This window comes from Paenibacillus sp. USDA918EY (genome assembly GCF_009870825.1).
Lineage (GTDB): Bacteria > Bacillota > Bacilli > Paenibacillales > Paenibacillaceae > Paenibacillus_AQ > Paenibacillus_AQ albilobatus.
In genome coordinates, this window is record NZ_WTWY01000006.1 from 49,665 (window position 1) to 67,563 (window position 17,899).

The following is a 17,899-nucleotide window of genomic DNA, read 5'->3' on the forward strand; positions in this document are numbered from 1 at the left end:
ACCGCATTCTCCATAAATGTATTCGCTTATATTGATGTCGATTCCTTTTTTCACTTCGACTCGGCTGGATTAAATTCCTGCCTTCCGGCTTCGGATTTATGGCAAAAATCGGCTTAAAGGCCTACTGTGCTTTTATTTGTTCTCGCACTTTCGGCGCAGTCCGTTCGTTTTTGCCCGCTCAGGTGTAAAAAGCCCCCGTTGCAGGCATAAGGTGCATCCTTATGCCGAACAAAGGGGGCTTGTCCTATGTTTAAAACTTAGTTGGTAACAAGGTTTTTGTCGCCTGGTTTCCAGTTCATTGCGCAAAGTCCGCCGGATTGCAGAGCTTGAAGCACGCGCAATGTTTCTTCAACGCTGCGGCCGATATCGTTGTGGTTAACCACTTGATATTTCAGTTCGCCTTCAGGGTTGATGATGAAGAGGCCGCGCAGCGCTACGCCTTCTTCTTCGATGTATACGCCGTAGTCTTTCGAAACGGATCTCGTGATGTCCGAAGCGAGCGGGAAGTTGATTTTGCCCAGTCCGTTTGCGTCCGTTGGCGTGTTGATCCAAGCTTTATGGCTGTGGATGGAGTCCGTGCTTACGCCCAGGATTTCAGCGTCCAGCGCTTTGAATTGGGAAGCGGCTTCGCTCAGAGCCGTAATTTCCGTTGGGCACACGAATGTGAAGTCCAAAGGATAGAAGAAAAATACGAGCCATTTGCCGCGGTAGTCGGACAGGCTTACTTTACTGAAGTCGGAGCCGTCACCAAGTACGGTTTCCATCGTGAAATCGGGAGCGGGTTTACCTACTAAACGTTCTGCCATGTTTAAAAATCCTCCTTTATGATATCTATAGAACAGCCGGAAGGACAAGCCTTGCGCCTATTCTATTTGAAAGAAAAACATTAGTTTTTCTTGTTTCAAAGTATGTGTGATCCCGGCGGAACCTACATTTAAAATGTTATCATCCGCCCTTTTCAAAGTCAAGATTATATTCGTTATTTATTTATAATAATTATAAATTAAACAATTTGGTGAACATTCATCCTCCAATTGTTGAACAAAAAGCTTCCTATTATATATGTCGATGTTTGCACCCTTTTTTTGCACATATTTTAAGTATGCGCCTTTTGGTTTCCGTACATACGGCAAGCGGGCATCGCCTTTGTTAAGGTGACGCCCGCTTGGATTGTTTTGCTTGGATTATTTATTTCTGCATCGCCGCGACGATCAGGTCCCCCATCTCGCGGGTGCCGATTGCTTTGCTCTTGTCGACGGCGATGTCGCTGGTGCGGTGGCCATCGTTCAAAACCTTCGCTACCGCCGCTTCGATGGCGTCCGCCGCATCCGCATACCCGAAGGTCAGGCGAAGCATCATGGCCAGCGACAAAATCGTGGCGATCGGGTTCGCCAGATTCTGGCCGGCGATGTCCGGCGCGGAACCGTGTACCGGCTCGTACAAGCCGAAGGCGCCTTCGCCCATCGAAGCCGATGCCAGCATGCCGATGGATCCGGTCAGCATTGCCGCTTCGTCGCTCAGAATGTCGCCGAACATGTTTTCCGTTACGATGACGTCAAAGCTTGCCGGGCGGCGGAGCAGCTGCATTGCGCAGTTGTCGACGAGTACGTGTTCCAGCTCAACGTCCGGATAATCCGCTGCCACGCGAATGACGACTTCCCGCCACAAACGGGAGGTTTCAAGCACGTTGGCCTTGTCGACGGAAGCAAGCTTTTTACGGCGCTTCTGGGCGATTTCAAACGCCTGGCGCACAATGCGCTCCACTTCGGCGACGTTGTACACGCAAGTGTCGACCGCTTCTTCCCCGTTTTCGCCTTGGCGTCTGAATTTGTCGCCGAAATAAATTCCGCCGGTCAATTCGCGAACGACCATCAAATCCGTACCTTCAAGCACTTCCGGTTTCAGTGTCGAAGCATCCTTCAGGCAGTCGAATACAACCGCCGGACGAAGATTGGAGAACAGCCCAAGCGCTTTGCGGATTCCGAGCAATCCCGTTTCCGGACGCAATTCCTTCGGATTGCTGTCCCATTTCGGTCCGCCTACGGCGCCGAGCAGCACGGCGTCGGCATTTTTACATACCGCAAGCGTTTCCTCCGGCAGAGGCGTTCCCTTCTCGTCAATCGCGATCCCGCCGAAAAGAGCATGCTCCGTTTCAAACGAGTAGCCAAACAGCTCTTCCGTACGCTTCAGCACCTTCTCGGCTTCGGCCACGACCTCCGGCCCAATTCCGTCCCCGCTGATTACGGCAATTTTCTTCACTTCTGGCATGGTTTCCGTCACTCCTTCTGGTTCCTTCACTCACTGATCAGTTCTTCTATCTACTGTTGTATCACATTCCAAAGGGCATTGACCAAGATATAGAATCTATCACCTTTATAGTATTTTCCTATAAGCGGATTTTACGAGTAAACGATTCGCCCCACATCGTAATTTCCCACATTCCTATTCCTCATTTCTCCAGTTACAATGGTATGGTATAGACCATAACTTTCGCTGAAGGAGATGAACGATTTGCAGTATACCTATCTCGGGAAATCAGGTCTGAAGGTCAGCCGCTTATGCCTCGGAACGATGAATTTCGGCCCGGCGACGGACGAAAAGGAAGCGTTCCGCATTATGGATGCCGCGCTGGACGCCGGAATCCAGTTTTTCGATACGGCAAACATTTACGGCTGGGGAGAAAACGCCGGCCTTACGGAAACGATTATCGGCCGCTGGTTTGCGCAGGGCGGGGGACGCCGCGAAAGGGTCGTTCTGGCGACCAAGGTTCATGGCAATATGCATGATCCCGCCGACGGGCCCAACGGCAAGGAAGGTTTGTCCGCTTACAAAATCCGCCGTCATCTGGAAGGCTCGCTGAAACGTCTGCAAACCGACCATATCGAGCTGTACCAAATGCATCATGTCGACCGCAACGTATCTTGGGACGAGCTTTGGGGCGCATTCGAGCTGGCCGTATCGCAAGGAAAAATCGGGTATGTCGGTTCCAGCAACTTCGCAGGATGGCAAATCGCCGAGGCGCAAGGCAAAGCGCAAAACCGTCATTTTCTCGGTCTTGTCGCCGAGCAGCATAAATATAATTTGAACTGCCGCCTGCCGGAGCTTGAGGTGCTGCCCGCAGCCAAAGCGATGGGACTCGGCGTCATCCCTTGGAGCCCGCTTGACGGCGGCATGCTGGGACGCAATGCGCTGAAAAAGCTGGAGGGCACCCGCAGCGGCGGTAATCCGAACAAAATCGAAAAACACCGCGCCCAATTGGAGGCCTTCGCACAATTATGCAATGAAATCGGCGAACCGCAGGATAACGTCGCGCTGGCCTGGCTGTTGACCCATCCGGCCGTCACGGCGCCGATCATCGGACCGCGTACGCTGGAGCAGCTCGAAAGCTCGCTGCGCGTGATCGACCTGAAGCTGGACGAAGCCGTCTTGAAACGCCTGGATGAAATCTTCCCGGGACCGGGCGGCGAAGCTCCGGAAGCTTATGCGTGGTAAGGGAGGCATTCGGAGAAATCTCTTAAACGGCAACAAAGCAGACCGCCAAACGGCGGTCTGCTTTGTTTGAATCGAAAGATGCGCTTTCCCCTTCCGGGAATAAGCGAATATTTGTATAAATAGGATTATTTCTTGATCCAATGCATCATTTCGCGCAGCTGGGAACCAACGATTTCGATCGGATGGTTTGCTTCGTTGCGGCGGGTCGCATTCAGGAATGCGCGGTTGGATTGGTTCTCCAGAATGAAGTCGCGAGCGAATTTGCCTTGTTGGATGTCCGCAAGCACTTCTTTCATCGCTTTTTTCGTTTCATCGGTCACGATGCGAGGTCCAGTCACGTAGTCGCCGTATTCGGCGGTGTTGGAGATGGAATCGCGCATGTTGGCCATGCCGCCTTCATAGATCATGTCGACGATCAGCTTCATTTCATGCAAGCACTCGAAGTATGCCATTTCAGGTGCATATCCCGCTTCCACGAGCGTTTCGAAGCCGGCTTTGATCAAGGCGGTTACGCCGCCGCAAAGTACGGCTTGTTCGCCGAACAGGTCGGTTTCGGTTTCTTCGCGGAACGAAGTTTCGATAACCCCTGCACGCGTACAACCGATGCCTTTGGCATAAGCAAGGCCGATTTGCTTGGCTTGTCCGGTAGCGTCCTGTTCGATGGCGATCAGTCCAGGCACGCCGAAACCTTCAACGTACGTGCGGCGAACCATGTGACCCGGAGATTTCGGAGCGACCAGAAGCACGTCGGCGTCTTTTGGCGCCACGATTTGTCCGAAATGGATGTTGAAGCCGTGGGAGAACATCAATGCCGCGCCTTTTTTCAGGTTCGGTTCGATGTCGTTTTTATAAACCGCCGCTTGCGTTTCGTCCGGCATCAGGATTTGCACGATGTCCGCTTTGCTTGTCGCTTCGGCAACGGAGTATACTTCAAAACCGTCGTTTTTTGCTTTATCGAAGGATTTGCCCTCGCGAAGGCCGATGATCACTTTTACGCCGCTGTCGCGCAGGTTTTGCGCCTGGGCATGGCCTTGGCTTCCGTAACCGATGACGGCAACCGTTTTCCCTTTCAATACGCTGAGTTCTGCATCCTGTTCATAATAAGTCGTAACTGCCATTGTTATAAGTCCTCCTTTGTTTTTAAAACAACCCTTATGAAGAGCGGGTGTTTCAAGAGACCTTTAGCGAGCGGGAATCAAATGAGCTGCTATCCCAAGCGCCGGCCAGAATGTTCGGGATCCCTTCAAACCCCCGCTCTTCGGCGGGCGTTATGAAAATGACGATTGTGTATGATTATACATTCCCGCGAATCATCGCGGTGACACCCGTCCGGGAAAGCTCGCGGATGCCGTAAGGTTTCAGAAGTTCGATCATGGCGTCGATTTTGGTGGTATCCCCAACCACCTGCACCATCAGGTTATGGCTGCCGATATCAACGACCGACGCGCGGAACGTTTCGACTACGCCCATAATTTCGGGACGCTCCGACGGCTCGGCGTTGACCTTGATGAGGGCCAGTTCCCTTGCCACCATCGGATTAGAGCTGAGATCGACGACTTTAATAACGTCGATCAGCTTATACAGCTGCTTTTCGATCTGCTCCAAGGTGTGCTCGTCGCCAAGCGTAACGATGACCATGCGCGAGAGTCCAGGCTCTTCGGACTGCCCTACCGTGATGCTCTCGATATTAAATCCGCGTCTGCCAAAAAGTCCGGAAACTCTTTGCAAAACGCCCGGCTGGTCATTTACTAAAACGGCAATGGTATGTCTCGTACTCATATTTATGCATCTCCCATCAGCATTTGATCAATGGTCGAGCCTTGAGTTACCATCGGATACACGTTTTCACCCTTGCTGACCACAAACTCGACAACGACCGGTCCCGGCGTTTCAAGCGCTTCCGCCCAAGCTTTGCGCGCTTCCTCCTTGTTCGTTGCCCGAAGGCCTTTTACGCCGTAAGCTTCAGCCAGCTTGACGAAATCCGGACTTCCTTCCAGGTCGATATGGCTGTAGCGATTGTCGTAAATCAGCTCCTGCCACTGGCGCACCATGCCGAGCACCTGGTTGTTGATGATGACGATTTTGACCGGAATGTTGTTGATCGCGCAGATCGCCAGCTCCTGGGAGCACATTTGCATTCCGCCGTCCCCGTTGATCGAGATGACCAACCGTTCCGGATGGGCCATTTGAGCGCCGATCGCCGAAGGCAATCCGAAGCCCATCGTTCCGAGGCCGCCGGATGTGATCATCGAACGCGGCTGGCTGAACTTGTAATATTGCGCCGCCCACATTTGGTGCTGGCCGACGTCGGTCGTCACGATCGCTTCGCCGTTCGTCGTTTCGTTCAGCATTTCGATAACCCACTGCGGTTTGAGCACCGTATCGGAGTCCTCGTATCTGAACGGCTGCTCCTCTTTCGACTGCCGGATCCACGCTCTCCATTCATCGGCTTTGTCCGCGCGTTTCACTTCCGGAATCAGCATTTCCAGTACGGTTTTTACATCGCCGACAATCGGGATATCCGTCGGAACGTTTTTGCCGATCTCGGCAGGGTCGATATCGATGTGCACGATTTTGGCATGCGGGGCGAATCCGTTCAGGTTGCCCGTTACCCGGTCATCGAAACGCGCTCCGATGCTGATAAGCAAATCCGATTTCTGGATCGCCATGTTCGACGTGTATGTGCCGTGCATACCCGGCATTCCGGTCCAAAGCTCATGCCCGCTCGGGAAAGCGCCAAGTCCGAGCAGCGTCGTCGTGATCGGAATTTCCGTCCGTTTGACGAATTCGTAAAGGGCTTCATGGCCTCCGGAGTAAATGACGCCGCCCCCTGCCAAAATGAGCGGGCGCTCGGCTTCCTCAATCGCCTTCACCAATTTGTCCAGCTGCAGTTTGTTCGGCACCAGGCGCGGGTTGTATCCGCGAAGGTTTACCGCGTTACTGCTTGGCTCAAACAAAGTCTTCGCTGCCGAAACATCCTTCGGAATGTCGATCAGGACCGGACCTTTGCGTCCCGTCGAAGCAATGTGGAAGGCTTCGTGGATAATCCGCGGCAGATCATTGACGTCTCTGACCAGGTAGCTGTGCTTCGTGATCGGCATCGTGATACCTGTAATGTCGGCCTCCTGGAAAGCATCGGTTCCGATCAAGGAGGTAGCTACGTTGCCCGTAATGACTACCAGAGGAACGGAATCCATATAAGCGGTGGCAATTCCTGTGACCAGATTCGTCGCCCCCGGTCCCGACGTTGCAATACATACGCCGACTTTGCCGCTGGCTCTTGCATAACCGTCGGCCGCATGAATCGCGCCCTGCTCATGACGAGTCAGCACATGTTTGAAATCCTCGTATCCATACATCGCATCGTAAATGTAAAGCACTGCCCCGCCTGGATATCCGAAAACACACTCGACGCCTTCAAGCAAAAGGCTGCGAAGCAATATTTCCGAGCCGGTAATGACTTCCGACTTCATCCATTTCTCACGTAATTGTTCTGTAGACCGCACTTCAGGAATTTGCGCGCTCATCAGTCATCCTCCTCCTCAAAATTTACATACATGTGACATGAGTCAATTTCACAACATCATCGGCAGTTCAATTTCGACGATCTATAGATTCAATACGGGTTGATTGGCCTACACATCGTTTCATTGCTGCCTTTTGAACCTTATGAAATTGATTCGCATCTAAGAAAAACGTCTGTCGACGTACTTTCACGGAAATAAGGCCGTGCCGACGGGAGGTCCTTTCAGCGATACCGGGATGCGCGTTCTCGTTGTTCCTTCGTTCCGATACCGGGAAAACAAAAAAACCTTCCGCCCGTCACGCAGAAATCTTCTGCGTGAGGGACGAAAGGTTGCGCTTCCGTGGTACCACCCATATTTGCCAAACATCTCGCGATGTCCAGCCTCATCAGGTATCGGGATCGGGTCAAGACAAGCAAAACAGCCGTTCCCATACCTTAAGTCCGTAACGTGGACTTTACGATTCTCCCTAATAAGCTTTAGCGCGTTTCAGGAGAACAGCTCCGAGGTGAGCTCGTATAAAAGGGATTTTGGTGGAGGTTGCAGCAAATCCTCACACTCTCTGAGCAAAAGAGCCCTTTAAACTTCGTCCTCTTCATTGCCGATCGCAATATGTTCGTTAAAATGTTTAGACACATTATATGTTCCCTCGAACTTAAAAGTCAATACCCATATTTCTAAAAAATGAAAAATCCCTTTCGGGGAGGTGCGTACACCGTATGCAAGCTTCACTCATATGATGACATGAATTCATCTTCGAAGAAGCCCATCTCGAAGGGAGGTCAGACATGATGATCCGTTATCGGAGACCGAAACAAGACGATACGTTCATTATGCGGTTAATCGATTCCCAGCTTGTCCCCATCTCGCATCTGTCCCCGGCTCAACTCGAAGCCGTTCGCAAAGACGTTCCGAAAAGACTGAGCCGCGGCATCACCCTCATCGCCTGCCAACGCTATGAAGACGACCCGCTCGGATTTGTCCATTTCATCCTGCACGGCAAGCTGCTGTACATCGATATGCTGGCCGTCGCACCCGAATCACAACGCAAAAGATGGGGCAATCTGCTGATGGTGCATGCCGAAAAGTTTGCGGCGTCACGCGGGTGCACTCGGGCCAAAGTGATGGTTGACGCAGGCAACGCCAGCGGCTTATCATTTTACCGGAAAATGGGTTATTTCATGGTGCGGTACCATACCCTTAATCAATGCCACGAACTTGAAAAAGCGCTTTGACCGGCCTAACCTATGAGAACATTTTACGATGCGGCCGTTCCCGGATGTTTATACTTTTCATCATTTTCTAAATTGATAGTTTTCTTAGTAAAACCCGCCGTACGCTCCCGGATATGCTCCAGGGTATGGTCCAAAGCCGTATCCCGGAGCACCGTAAGGACCGAATCCTCCGTAGAATCCGGCGAAAGGAGCCGTTCCGATGGCCAAAAGATCAAACAAGACAAGCGGAATGATTGCTTTCGTTTGCACTTTTTTACCTTTGCCGCGCTGAAGAATCAAACGGTTGCCGGAAATGCGAAGAAGCTTGCCAGTAACGAGATTGCCATCTTTTTTGACAGCCACTATATGTTGACCGATCAGCTTTTGCGCTTGTTTACGGGTAACAGTCTGTTGCATAAATTAAGATCCCTCCTCCAAGTGTGTTCAATGGCAGTCTATTCCGAAAGCTTCCTCTGCGCTTGTTCCATAGCCCGGTGTACCGTCAAGTTTGGTGCCTATTCCTATAAAATATGAAAATCAAAAAAGGCCGCATCCCATGGATGCAGCCTTTTTGCTTGAGCCGGAAGCCTTATCGTTTCCCCGGGTCGTACGGTTCCCCGAGCGCGGCAGGCGCGGAAGATTTCCCGACTGCGGCGACAAGGACGATCACCGTAAGCACATAAGGGAGCATGTAGATAAACTCTTGCGGAATGTCTTTGGACCAGGCAAACAATTGGAAATAGTTCCCGATCGCTTGCGAGAAACCGAAAAACACGGCCGCTCCGAAAGCGCCAAGCGGATTCCATTTGCCAAAGATCATCGCGGCGATCGCGATAAAACCTTGACCCGAAATGGTATTATGCGAAAACGTATTGGTCGTCGTCAGCGTAATGGTCGCTCCGCCGAGAGCCGCCAAAGTACCGCTCAGAATAACGCCGAGGTAGCGCATCCGCAGCACCTTGACGCCAACGGTATCCGCAGCGCTCGGATGTTCGCCGACGGCGCGGAGACGCAGGCCAAACGATGTTTTGTAGAGCACGTAAAAGGACACCAACACCAAAATGATCGCCAAATAAGTCGTGATGTAGTTGTTGAATAATCCTTCCCCGATGATCGGAATTTTCGACAGCAGCGGAATCGGCAACTTCGCGAGGCCTTCCTTAAGCAGCGTCGTTTCGCCCGAACCCTCGAACAGCAGTTTAACCATGTACAGCGTGCTGCCTGCGGCCAAGAAGTTAATGACGACACCGCTGATGACCTGGTCCGCCTTAAACGTAATCGAAGCGACGGCATGAATCAAAGAGGCGATCGCCCCCATGACCAATGCGGCCAAAATGCCGATATAGGGCGAAGCGGCCCCCATGCCCGCGTCTTCGGCGTAAAACGCCGCCACCCCGGCGGCAAACGCGCCAAAGGTCATAAAGCCTTCAATCCCGATGTTGATGACGCCGGAACGTTCAGAGAAGATGCCTCCCAAAGCGGCAAAGATGAGCGCGGTAGAAAAAACAAGCGTCGTATTAATCAGCTGGCCGATTGTTGTCATCCAATCCATTTACAACACCTTCTCTTTCTTGCGCTTAAGATAGAAGGGCTTAAGAACCCAGCGCACAATGCCTTGTGCGGCAATAAAGAATATGATCGAACCGATGACGATCCGGATAATTTCAGGCGGTACGTCAGCGCCGAAGCTCATCCCCGCGGAACCGTAAGTCAGTACCCCGAACAGCGATGCGGACAACAGGATGCCGAAAGGATGGTTCATGCCGATCAGCGCGACCGCGATGCCGTCGAAACCGACGCCCGGCGAGCCGGTAAAGATCGCTTGGTAATGGAACACCCCGAGCACCTGGAACGCGCCGCCCAATCCGGCGAACACGCCGCTGATAAACATCGCTTTGACGATATTTTTGCTCACGTTCATGCCGGCATATTGCGCAGCATGCCCGTTGTGTCCAACGGCACGCAGCTCATAGCCTTGTTTGCTTTTCCACATATAGACGAAAAAGAAAACGGCGGCCAAAATAGCGATGATTGTACCCCAATGCATGCGGGCGTTATTAAAAGCGTCGGACAGCCATGCGATCGAAATCGATGCCGTGTCCTTAATTTCCTCGGATCGTTGCTGGCCTTTTTCAAGCAAAAAGTTGCGCACGATATAATTGCTGAAATAAAGCGCCGTCCAGTTCAGCATGATGGAAATAATGACTTCGTTGACGCCGCGTTTTGCTTTCAGGTAACCGGTAATGCCGGCCCAGATGCCGCCGGCAAGGCCGCCGGCAATAATCGCGACAAGCGCATGCACAACAATCGGCAGTCCCGACAATTTAATGCCGACAGCCGTCGCAGCCGTCATACCGACGATATATTGTCCTTCGGCGCCGATATTAAACAGTCCCGCGCGGAACGCGAAGGCAACGGCGAGGCCCGTCATGATCAGCGGCGTAATTTCGCGGATGGCTTCCCCGAAATCGTACGTGTTGCCGAAGACGGTCGTAAAAAGAGAACTATAGGCTAGGAGCGGATCATAACCGCCGATCAGCATAATAATAGCTCCGACGATCAGGCCAAAAATAATGGCAATCAACGGTACCAGGAGGTTGTCCACGGATAAAATTTTAAACAATTTGCTCATTAGGCCTTACCTCCCGTAATCTTGCTGCCCGCCATCATGAGGCCAAGCTCCTGATCGTTGGTTTCTTCAGGCAATACTTCGCCTACGATTTGTCCTTCATAAATGACGGCAATCCGGTCGGATACATTCATGATTTCATCCAATTCAAAAGAGATCAGCAGCACGGCTTTGCCTTGGTCGCGCTGCGCGACCAGCTGCTGTTGCACGAACTCGATCGCGCCGACGTCCAGACCGCGGGTCGGCTGGGCTGCAATCAAAAGATCCGGATCCTTGTCTATTTCCCGGGCTATAATCGCCTTTTGCTGGTTGCCGCCGGACAACGAACGGGCTTTCGTCTCGATGCTCGGCGTTCTGACGTCAAACGCCTCGATCAGCCTTTTCGCCTGCTTGTCGATTTCCTTTTTGTTCAAAAATCCGGCCTTATTATATGGCGGCTTATAATAGGTTTCCAATACCATGTTTTCGCTCATGGAAAAATCAAGGACAAGCCCGTGTTTATGACGGTCCTCCGGTATATGGGATACGCCGCTTTCCGTAATGGACCGCGGGCTTTTGTTCGTGATGTCTTTGCCGTTGATCTTGATGACCCCGCCGTCGGCATGGCTCAGCCCCGTAATCGCTTCGATCAGCTCGCTTTGCCCGTTGCCGTCGACGCCGGCAATTCCGAGGATTTCTCCCGCGCGAACGTTAAGGTTGAGCCCCTTCAGCACGGAAATGCCCTCTTTATTTTTCATCGTCAAATTTTGCACTTCCAGCACGTTCTGCTTCGGCGAAGCCGGCTTCTTGTCCACTTTGAAGGAGACGCTGCGTCCGACCATTTTTTCCGCAAGCTCATTCGGATTCGTTTCCGACGTTTTGACGGTGTCGATGACCTTGCCGCGGCGAATGATCGTAACGGTATCGGAAATCTGCATGATTTCTTTCAATTTATGCGTAATGAGGATAATCGATTTGCCTTCTTCGACCAAACGTTTCATGATGTCCATCAAATCGTTGATCTCTTGAGGGGTTAAAACGGCGGTAGGTTCGTCAAAAATAAGAATATCCGCGCCGCGATAAAGCGTCTTCAAAATTTCGACGCGCTGCTGCATGCCGACCGAAATATCCTGGATTTTGGCATTTGGATTTACTTTGAGGCCGTATTGGTCGGAAAGCTTTTTGATTTTGGCAACCGAAGTCTTATAGTCGAGTTGAATGCCCATTTTTTTAGGTTCCATGCCAAGCACGATGTTTTCGGTTACGGTAAAAGGCTGGACCAGCTTGAAATGCTGGTGGACCATCCCGATGCCGAGTTCAATGGCTTTATTCGGGCTGTCGATGATGACGGGTTTGCCGTTAACCTCGATGCTTCCCTCGTCCGGCTGATACAATCCGAAAACGATATTCATGAGCGTCGACTTGCCGGCGCCATTTTCACCGAGCAACGCATGAATTTCTCCCTTATGCAGCTTCAAGCTGATGGAGTCGTTGGCGACAATGCCGGGAAAGCGCTTGGTTATTTGCTTCAACTCAACGACAGGGGTCGCTGCATCCATGAGATCACCCTTTATCATTATTTTGGCTTTAGCGAAAAACGTAAGACAAGGCTAGTTGTATCAACCAGCCTTGCCGTTTAATAAACACACTTATATCTTAGATGATCAGGGCCTCGAAATCTTATTCTTCAGGAACCTTGATTTCGCCGCTGATGATTTTTTGTTTGTAATCTTCAACGTCTTTCAGCACGTCGGCAGGAACGTTTTTGCTGGAAGTGTCGGCAAGGCCTACGCCGTTTTCCTTCAAGCCAAGAACCTCGGAACCGCCTTTGAACTGGCCGTCGATAACTTCTTTCGTCACTTTGTCGACAGCTGTCGTCACGCCTTTAACCATCGACGTCAGCGTTACGTCATCGCCGAATTCAAGGGATTGGTCCTTGTCGACGCCGATAACCCAAACTTTGCTGCCGCCTGCTTTGTTGCGGGAGATCGCTTCGTTAAATACGCCAGTACCCGTAGCTCCGGCAGCGTGGAAAATGATGTCTACGCCGTCGTTGTACATCGTAGCCGCAGCCGCTTTACCTTGGTCAGGCTTGTCGAATGCGCCGGTGTAGTTGATTTTGAGTTCAGCGTTAGGGTTAGCCGCTTTCACGCCCGCCTTGAAGCCTGCTTCAAAACGTTTGATAACCGGGATTTCGGAGCCGCCCACGAAGCCGACTTTTCCGGTTTTCGTCATTTTGCCGGCGACAACGCCCACGAGGAATGCGCCTTCGTTCTCGGCAAATGTGATGGAACGAACGTTAGGAGAATCTACAGTAGCGTCGATGATTGCCAGATGAGCGTCAGGGTTTTGGTCCGCCACGGTTTTCATGTCGGCGCCAAGGTCGAAACCGATGCCCCAAGTCAGATCGTATTTGCCTTTAACGTATTTATTCAAATTCGTAACATAGTCTTCTTTGGATTTACTTTGCAAGTATTGCGCAGTAATGCCTTTGTCCTTCTGCAAACCTTCCAGAGCTTCCCAAGCGGATTGGTTGAAAGATTTGTCGTTAACGCCGCCCACGTCGGTAACGAGGCCGACTTTGACGCCGGATTTTCCGCTGCCGGCAGAGTCGCCGCCGGATGCGCTTTTATCTTCGCTCTTTTTACCGCAACCCGCGAGTACGACCGAAAATGCCAGCAGCATAATCAGCGTCAGCTTGAACATTTTTTTCATTTCTATATGTCCCCCTAAAAAAATTTTGTCTTTCGTTTGCCCAGGCTCCTGCTCGCAATTTAATTTACCACCTATCAATTACAGAGACGAAGGCTTGAACAAACATTGGACAATTTACATTCAGATTATACATTCTCATATCGTCAAAATCCAGCAAATTTACGTCGGAATCCAAAACTTTTTTTGAACCAAACCAGTAAGAAAGCGCTTTAACATGTCCTCATATAACGCACTATGTCACATTTTATCTAAATTTTATGTAATGTTGAAGTCATAATCCTCCAATTCTCCTTGATTTAGCCCAAACCCGATCTAAACGACGTTATTTTCTCTTCCATAAGAATGAGCAAAATGAAAAGAAGCTCCATTTGAAGGTACAAAAAAACCGCCTTTACGGCGGTTTTTCCATTTTGTGTAAGTTACTGTCGATAATTACGCGTTGATTTTTTCTTTCGCAACGGTTGCGATCGAGTTGAACGCATTGATGTCGTTTACGGCGAGGTCAGCCAGCATTTTGCGGTTGATGTCCACGCCAGCCAGTTTCAGACCGTGCATCAATTTGTTGTAGGACAAGCCGTTCATGCGGGCAGCCGCGTTGATCCGGACGATCCACAGTCTGCGCATGTTGCGTTTCGTGGCGCGACGGTCACGGTATGCATATACCAAAGACTTCATCACTTGTTCGTTAGCTGTTTTAAAAATGCGGTGCTTGGAACCGAAATAACCTTTTGCAAGTTTCAATACTTTTTTATGTCTACGACGAACAACGAATCCGCCTTTTACTCTTGCCATAATAATAAACCTCCCAAAATTGTGTTGTTAACTATTTCAAGTTAGCCAGGCCTTGCTTCAAACGTCTTACGTCCCCTGGAGCCATAACCGGGTTGCCGGCAAGCACGCGTTTAGCGCGTTTGGATTTGTGGGACAGCAAGTGGTTTTTGTAAGCTTTGTAACGGGTAACTTTACCGGAACCAGTTACTTTGAAGCGGCCTTTCAAGCTGCTGTGTGTTTTCATTTTAGGCATTGTACTTCCTCCTCAGGACTATTGGGCTTTTGGAGCCAGAATCATGATCATACTGCGGCCTTCCAGCTTCGGCTGGCGTTCAACGCTGGAAATTTCGGCAACTTCCGTTTTGACGCGCTCGAGAATTTTCTGGCCGATGTTGGCGTGAGTGATCTCACGTCCGCGGAAACGGACGGAGCATTTCACTTTGTCGCCGTCTTTCAAAAACTTGACGACATTGCGAAGCTTGGTTTGGAAATCATGCTCCTCAATGTTAGCTCGGAACCATACTTCTTTGATATCAACGATTTTCTGATTCTTACGGGCTTCTTTTTCTTTCTTCTGCTGCTCATAGCGGAACTTGCCGTAATCCATGATGCGGCATACCGGTGGTTTCGCCTGAGGCGCCACATTCACCAAGTCAAGATTCAGGTCCATCGCCATTTGAAGTGCTTCCCGAATCGGTTTGATACCGATCTGTTCGCCTTCCGCTCCGACCAGACGAACCTCTTTCGCCCGAATTTCGTCATTAATCATATGTTCCTTACTGATAACCGTCCACCTCCAAATTCGAATGGTGATGCTTTGCAAAAAAGCAAAATAAAAGGGATGCCGGTGTCAACGACCAGCATCCCTATGATCAATTCTTCATGAAATTTCGCATTCATAAATCATCGGATCATGACCCGCCAACCTTCGTCGGTCAGGTGAGAAGCTGGTGCCTCTGCTTGAAAATCCATTAGGTTTTCATGTACTTGAGTAATGTACCACAAGGGACAAGCCTTTGTCAACATGGAATCGCAAACTTTACCCCTGCTTGCTCTGCACTTCTTCGAGGCGGACCACCCGGGTATGCTCGGTATGGCTCCACTGCTTGTTGTTTTGCGTGAAGAACGCCCAGAACGTGATCGGGTACCACGAAATCAGGTAAATCGGGAAAAGAATCAAATACAGGTATACCTTTTTGTAATTAACCTTTTCCAGAATCATCGCCGCCAGGAATGTAAACACGTTCGCCGCGATGGCCGTGAAGCTCAGCCATACCGGAAGGTATCCGTACAGGTTCGCGATATGCGGACCGTTGAAAAACGTGCTGTCCACCCACATGATGGCCGTCATCAGGAAAGTCAGGAGAACGATGTATACGTTGGCCCCGTACAAAGCCAAGTCCAGCTTCACGAGACTGCGTTCCTTGATGCTCTGCCACAGCAGAGGGAAGAAATAACGGCGTGCCACGGTAAAGTGGCCCTGCATCCAGCGCAGACGCTGCCGAGCCGAAGCTTTGAACGTCAGCGGTTTTTCGTCGAACACTTTGGCGTCGTAGTTGAACTTCGGATATACGCCGCGTTTGACGCTGCGCATCGTAAACTCGAGGTCTTCGACCAAACTTGTCGCGCCCCAGCCCATTTCCTTGAGCAGGTTCGTTTCGAAGCACATCCCCGTCCCGCCAAGGAAGTTCGCCATGTTCATGTTATGGCGCGAGAGCTGCCACAAGCGGTTGATGTACCAGTACGAAATGCCGTAAGCGGCCGTGATCCAGGAATCCTCCGGATTTTTGGTGTCGATGTAACCTTGGATGACGCGGGCGCCGGAGCACAGGTCGTCGTTCATCTCCTTCAGGAAATTCGTGTCCGCCAGATTGTCGGCGTCGAACATGACGACCGCATCGTATTGGCGGGGCATCGCCCACAGCTCTTTAAGCATCCATTCGATCGCGTAACCTTTGCCGCGAAGATTGTTGTTCGTTCGGACGCAGGCGCTCATACCATGCTCCCGCACGATCTTCGCCGTATTATCCGTACAGTTGTCGCAAATGACAAAAACGTCGTACAGCTCCTTCGGATAGTCCAGCTGCTTCAGGTTCTCCATCAGCGCTCCTACGACCTGTTCCTCATTGTGGGCGGCCACGAGTACCGCAAAGGATTTTGTTGCCGGGAAATGCTGCTTTCTCTTTTTCCTGTACAGACCCAAAATCGAGAACACGAACTGGTATACACCGATCGCGGCAAGCAGAACCTGCAGCGCGATAAATATGGTGTCTATCATGGTTCTCAGAACCCCCTTTTTCGAAGTGATAAGAAGTAAACCCTTGGACAATCGCATGTCTCGTTCCCTCTAAAAGAAACCGCGGAATTGCGGCCCTTTTTTAGCGAACTTTCTTTTTCTTACCCCTTATCATTTTTCTCTCTGTAGATTATGGTTCGTTTTTTGTTTATGACCCTAACACCTTTTTTACTTCGACCTTTTCAGCTTTTTGTTTTCAGCTTGAAACAACATATCGATTTTCCACGGTTTTCAGCTTTTTGTCAAAAGCGCAATAACTCCCCCTGTTCCTGAAAAGCGGAAGAGAAGCGTTATTCAGGCCGCCTGACGCACTCAAAGCTTATTTTCATGACCGTTAGTTCTTATTTTCATCTGTTTACCGCTTTTTTATTTCGCGATCCCCTCCTTTTTTTAATCATCCATTCCAATGATAACCTTATTCCATATTTATAAACGAGATTCATGCGCGAAAAGTTTGCGGTCCGGCTTTATTTTCCAAAGCGCCTTTTAACACACTTTCTGTTCATTTAAACGAATTGTTACTTTTTGAATCATTGTAAAGGTTCTGTAAAGTGAAGTCAAAACTTCGCCTTTCGGCCCGGAGGCAGGACTTTCGCCTTGAAAAAGACACAAATAAAAAATATGATTAACTTAAAGTGGAAAACATCCCGGTCCGCCGCGGATACAAAAACAGCCTGACCAGGCGTTAAACGGGGGAATGGAATGAGACGTTTGTTCATGAGATGCGCATTATTCGACAAAAGGTTGTTTCAATATATCAATGGACGTCTTCACAACCGTTTTCTCGACTTTTGGCTATACTATTTGACACATCTGGGCGGAGCCACCTTCGCGATTTCCTCCAGCGTGCTGATCTGGTTTCTCGGGTCGCCCTCCTGGAGCAAGTCCGGCGCGCAGGCCGCCGTTTCCCTGGCCATCAGCCATATTCCGGTCGCGGCCGCCAAGAAGCTGTACCCCAGACTGCGGCCCCATCTGGCGCTGCCGGGAACGCGGACCTTCCGCAATCCGCTCAAGGATCATTCCTTTCCTTCCGGGCATACGACGGCTGCTTTTTCCGTGGCGATTCCTCTTATATTGGGACATGCAGAATGGGTATATTTGCTTCTGCCGCTAAGCCTTCTGGTAGGATTGTCCCGGATTTACATCGGCCTTCACTATCCTTCGGACGTTCTGGCGGGTGCGGTCATCGGCTCGTCCGTGGCCTTTGCGACGGTTGCATTGTGGCCTTAAAGCCGATAAGGTGGATATAAGGAAAAACAAAGCAGGAACAGGTGAATTG

17 protein-coding genes are annotated in these 17,899 nt (G+C 50.7%); 3 read left to right on the forward strand and 14 right to left on the reverse strand.

What is annotated here, in order from left to right; translation table 11 throughout:
* Positions 1 to 257: 257 nt before the first annotated feature.
* Together GQY55_RS14060 and leuB are read right to left on the reverse strand one after the other, a co-directional pair.
* Positions 258 to 806: a peroxiredoxin gene (locus GQY55_RS14060; RefSeq protein ID WP_160042405.1), complete on the reverse strand. Its 549-nt coding sequence runs from the start codon at positions 804 to 806 to the stop codon at positions 258 to 260.
* Positions 807 to 1,188: 382 nt separating this feature from the next.
* On the reverse strand, positions 1,189 to 2,268 hold the full coding sequence (gene leuB, locus GQY55_RS14065) for a 3-isopropylmalate dehydrogenase (protein ID WP_160042407.1): 1,080 nt from the start codon (positions 2,266 to 2,268) through the stop codon (positions 1,189 to 1,191).
* A gap of 243 nt (positions 2,269 to 2,511) precedes the next feature.
* Between leuB and GQY55_RS14070 the strand changes: the two genes are divergently transcribed.
* Positions 2,512 to 3,492 (forward strand): aldo/keto reductase, encoded by a 981-nt coding sequence (locus GQY55_RS14070; RefSeq protein WP_160042409.1) that lies wholly within the window; start codon positions 2,512 to 2,514, stop codon positions 3,490 to 3,492.
* A gap of 125 nt (positions 3,493 to 3,617) precedes the next feature.
* Here the strand turns inward: GQY55_RS14070 and ilvC are convergent, their stop codons facing one another.
* The 3 genes from ilvC to ilvB form a co-directional block, all read right to left on the reverse strand.
* A complete protein-coding gene (ilvC, locus tag GQY55_RS14075; RefSeq protein ID WP_160042411.1) occupies positions 3,618 to 4,610 on the reverse strand; it encodes a ketol-acid reductoisomerase in 993 nt (330 codons plus the stop codon).
* A gap of 175 nt (positions 4,611 to 4,785) precedes the next feature.
* Entirely contained in the window at positions 4,786 to 5,271 is a 486-nt protein-coding gene (gene ilvN / locus GQY55_RS14080; RefSeq protein WP_160042421.1) for an acetolactate synthase small subunit, read from the reverse strand.
* Positions 5,272 to 5,273: 2 nt separating this feature from the next.
* Positions 5,274 to 7,019 (reverse strand): biosynthetic-type acetolactate synthase large subunit, encoded by a 1,746-nt coding sequence (gene ilvB, locus GQY55_RS14085; protein WP_160042423.1) that lies wholly within the window; start codon positions 7,017 to 7,019, stop codon positions 5,274 to 5,276.
* Between the two features lie 788 nt (positions 7,020 to 7,807).
* On the opposite strand from ilvB, the gene GQY55_RS14090 reads away from it, so the two are divergent.
* Entirely contained in the window at positions 7,808 to 8,251 is a 444-nt protein-coding gene (locus tag GQY55_RS14090; RefSeq protein WP_160042805.1) for a GNAT family N-acetyltransferase, read from the forward strand.
* A gap of 84 nt (positions 8,252 to 8,335) precedes the next feature.
* On the opposite strand, the gene GQY55_RS14095 is transcribed toward GQY55_RS14090, so the two are convergent.
* The 9 genes from GQY55_RS14095 to GQY55_RS14135 form a co-directional block, all read right to left on the reverse strand.
* The gene (locus GQY55_RS14095) at positions 8,336 to 8,647 is read right to left on the reverse strand and encodes a 50S ribosomal protein L33 (protein WP_160042425.1); all 312 of its coding nucleotides are present in this window, start codon (positions 8,645 to 8,647) and stop codon (positions 8,336 to 8,338) included.
* Positions 8,648 to 8,819: 172 nt separating this feature from the next.
* Positions 8,820 to 9,782 carry an ABC transporter permease gene (locus GQY55_RS14100; protein WP_160042427.1) on the reverse strand — a complete coding sequence of 321 codons (963 nt, stop codon included), beginning with the start codon at positions 9,780 to 9,782 and terminating at the stop codon, positions 8,820 to 8,822.
* Complete coding sequence (locus GQY55_RS14105; RefSeq protein ID WP_160042429.1) at positions 9,783 to 10,862, reverse strand: ABC transporter permease; 1,080 nt, start codon at positions 10,860 to 10,862, stop codon at positions 9,783 to 9,785.
* Positions 10,862 to 12,397 (reverse strand): ABC transporter ATP-binding protein, encoded by a 1,536-nt coding sequence (locus GQY55_RS14110; protein ID WP_160042439.1) that lies wholly within the window; start codon positions 12,395 to 12,397, stop codon positions 10,862 to 10,864. The genes GQY55_RS14105 and GQY55_RS14110 overlap by 1 nt, the downstream gene beginning before the upstream one ends.
* 121 nt (positions 12,398 to 12,518) lie before the next feature.
* Positions 12,519 to 13,553, reverse strand: coding sequence for a BMP family ABC transporter substrate-binding protein (locus tag GQY55_RS14115; protein ID WP_160042441.1), 1,035 nt, complete (start codon positions 13,551 to 13,553; stop codon positions 12,519 to 12,521).
* Between the two features lie 432 nt (positions 13,554 to 13,985).
* Positions 13,986 to 14,345 carry a 50S ribosomal protein L20 gene (gene rplT, locus GQY55_RS14120; protein ID WP_036708477.1) on the reverse strand — a complete coding sequence of 120 codons (360 nt, stop codon included), beginning with the start codon at positions 14,343 to 14,345 and terminating at the stop codon, positions 13,986 to 13,988.
* A 31-nt stretch (positions 14,346 to 14,376) separates the two neighbouring features.
* On the reverse strand, positions 14,377 to 14,577 hold the full coding sequence (gene rpmI / locus GQY55_RS14125) for a 50S ribosomal protein L35 (protein ID WP_036708474.1): 201 nt from the start codon (positions 14,575 to 14,577) through the stop codon (positions 14,377 to 14,379).
* Positions 14,578 to 14,595: 18 nt separating this feature from the next.
* Positions 14,596 to 15,093 carry a translation initiation factor IF-3 gene (gene infC, locus GQY55_RS14130; RefSeq protein ID WP_160042443.1) on the reverse strand — a complete coding sequence of 166 codons (498 nt, stop codon included), beginning with the start codon at positions 15,091 to 15,093 and terminating at the stop codon, positions 14,596 to 14,598.
* Positions 15,094 to 15,363: 270 nt separating this feature from the next.
* Positions 15,364 to 16,602 (reverse strand): glycosyltransferase family 2 protein, encoded by a 1,239-nt coding sequence (locus tag GQY55_RS14135; RefSeq protein WP_160042445.1) that lies wholly within the window; start codon positions 16,600 to 16,602, stop codon positions 15,364 to 15,366.
* Positions 16,603 to 17,322: 720 nt separating this feature from the next.
* On the opposite strand from GQY55_RS14135, the gene GQY55_RS14140 reads away from it, so the two are divergent.
* Positions 17,323 to 17,850, forward strand: a complete 528-nt coding sequence (locus GQY55_RS14140; protein ID WP_160042447.1) for a phosphatase PAP2 family protein — start codon at positions 17,323 to 17,325, stop codon at positions 17,848 to 17,850.
* Positions 17,851 to 17,899 lie beyond the last annotated feature (49 nt).